The organism is Lutispora thermophila DSM 19022 (assembly GCF_900142105.1).
Taxonomy (GTDB): Bacteria; Bacillota; Clostridia; order Lutisporales; family Lutisporaceae; genus Lutispora; species Lutispora thermophila.
This window is the reverse complement of sequence record NZ_FQZS01000057.1, coordinates 1-2,592: the sequence shown is the minus strand read 5'-3', so window position 1 is coordinate 2,592 and position 2,592 is coordinate 1. Positions and strand designations below refer to the sequence as shown.

The following is a 2,592-nucleotide window of genomic DNA, read 5'->3' as shown; positions in this document are numbered from 1 at the left end:
CAGAACGTCCACCTGTATATTGGTTTTCTGAGGAAGAAATTATTAGGGAGACAGATGATTATTTTGAAATTAGAAAATTTGGGAAACAATATACTATTGAAAAAAGCATATTAAAAAGATATTTTAAGCCAATAGGCAGAAAGGAACAGAATCTATCAACCTATGATATTCTAACTACAAATAAGTGGATAATATTTCCATATGATCAATCAGGAAAATTATATCCTATTAATGTTATGAAGAATAACTTTCCAGGTACTTTTCAGTATTTAACAGATAGGTATGATATTCTGAAACCTAGACAGATAGATCCTACTGGAAAAAGAGATGTACCTATGGCAACACCAGATACTTGGTATCAATATGGTAGAGATCAAGCCTTAACCGCATTTAATAACAAACCTAAATTGATTGTTGGGGTTTTAAGCAGAAATCCAATGTATATTTATGACAATAATGATTACGTTATTGCTTCTGGTGGCACAGCTGGATATTGTGCTATTGGAGAAAAAGAAGGTAGTCCATATTGTTTAGAGTATATACAAGCATACTTGACACATCCAATTACAGAATGGTTAATTTCAATAATAGGCAGTGATTTTGAAGGTGGATATTATTCACGAGGAACGTATGTTCTTGATGAGTTACCATTTAAATCACTTGATTTTAAAAATGATAAACATGTAAATATATACAATGATGTTGTTTCAAAGACAAAAAGAGTATATGAAATAAATGATATATTAAAAAATAGTTTATCTAGTAAAAAAATTGCTTCTTTATTTTATGAAAAACAAAGATTAATTGCAGAGATTGAAGGGTTAATAACTTATGTATATAGTATATAAAGAATGTGATAGAACGAGGGGTATGTTATGTTACTAAAAGCTGATGCAACAGCACAAAAACTAAGAGGTGGGTATTATACACCTACTAATTTAGCAGATTTTCTAACAAGATATTTTGCAAGTGATAATACTATAAAAACTATTTTAGAACCTAGTTGTGGAGACGGAGTGTTCCTGGAAAGTATAGTGAAATATTTTAATCCAGATAATATTGATTATGTTAAAGCTTATGAGATATTTGATGAGGAAGCTGAGAAGGCTAGGAGGAGAGTAGCTAATAGATTTAATATTGATGTAATAAATGGAGATTTTATTGAGGAGTATTTTAAGCTGAGTTGGGAAAAACCTTTTGACTTAATAATTGGTAATCCACCATATATCAGATATCAATACTTAAGTGAAAGGCAAAGAGAATTACAATCTCAAATTCTTGTATCACATGGAATGAAAGCAAACAAGCTTATTAACTCGTGGGTATGTTTTCTTGTCGCATGTATACAATTATTAAGTGAAAGTGGAAAAATTTGTTTTATTGTTCCAGCTGAACTTCTGCAAGTAGCGTATGCAGAAGACCTGAGGCTATTTATGGCAAATACTCTATCAAGAATAACACTTATTACTTTTGAGGAACTTGTTTTTGATGAAGCAGAACAGGAGATAATTGTTTTAATCGGAGAGAAAAGTAAGGAATATGGAGAAACATTGATAGGTGTAAAACAATTAAAAAATTTAGATTCTCTAAATTTTTTAGATTTAAGGGATATTGAATATATACCATTAACTCATACAAAAGACAAATGGACAAAATATTTCACTCATGACTATGAGGTAGATTTAATAGAAGTATTAAGAAATGATGATAGATTTATTACATTTGATGATATTGGTATAGTAAATATAGGAATAACTACTGGAAATAATAAGTATTTTTCTGTTGATAAGAGTACTGTTGAAAAATATGAGCTAAGTAATGTAACGATACCATTGATTGGGCGTAGTGCGCATGCACATGGAGTTTATTTTACTTATGATGATTGGATGAAAAATGTTAATGATAATAAGAGAGCATTCTTAGTACACTTTCCCAGTGATATTCCATATGAAGAATATCCTCCATTACATAAGAAGTATATTGAAGAAGGCGAAAAGGCTAAAATTAATGAAGGCTATAAGTGTAGTATTAGAGATAGATGGTATATAGTACCATCTGTTTGGGTACCAGATGCATTTATATTAAGGAGAAATGATAAATTTCCTAAGTTTGTTTTGAATAATATAAATGCAGTTAGCACAGATACAATGCATCGTATAAAATTCAATGATGGTATTGATAAGAATAAAGTATTATTATCTTACTATAACAGCATCACATTTGCTTTTACTGAAATTAATGGGAGAAGTTACGGTGGAGGTGTGTTAGAAATATTACCCAGAGAAGTGGGTAAAATAAAGCTTCCATATTTACAAGATTTTGATGATAAGAAAACAGAAGAGTTGATATCTATAATTGATAAAAATATACGTAATAATGGAAATATTGAAGAAGTATTAGATATCGTTGATAAAGAAGTTTTAATTGATTACTTGGGTTTAGATAAAGAAGTATGCATGCTTTTTAGGAATATATGGAAAAAATTAATGAAGCGAAGAAGAGATAGGAGCAGATAATTTACTTTTCTAACAATTTGACTGTTATGTTAATTATATATGATAAGTTCTGTATATGGCAAACTGTCACAAATAT

Annotated in this window: 1 protein-coding gene and 1 pseudogene; both read left to right on the top strand. The window is 29.4% G+C overall.

The annotated features are described in order from the left end of the window. Positions 1 to 848 (top strand): annotated as a pseudogene (locus tag BUB48_RS18250) (Eco57I restriction-modification methylase domain-containing protein); the annotation flags it as partial. 27 nt (positions 849 to 875) lie between these two features. Continuing rightward, on the top strand, positions 876 to 2,516 hold the full coding sequence (locus tag BUB48_RS17360; protein WP_073028212.1) for an Eco57I restriction-modification methylase domain-containing protein: 1,641 nt from the start codon (positions 876 to 878) through the stop codon (positions 2,514 to 2,516). Positions 2,517 to 2,592: the final 76 nt, after the last annotated feature.

What these genes read in the sequence shown, in the direction of transcription:
- BUB48_RS17360 (WP_073028212.1), top strand. Translation starts at nt 876, where the DNA reads ATGTTACTAAAAGCTGATGCAACAGCACAAAAACTAAGAGGTGGGTAT.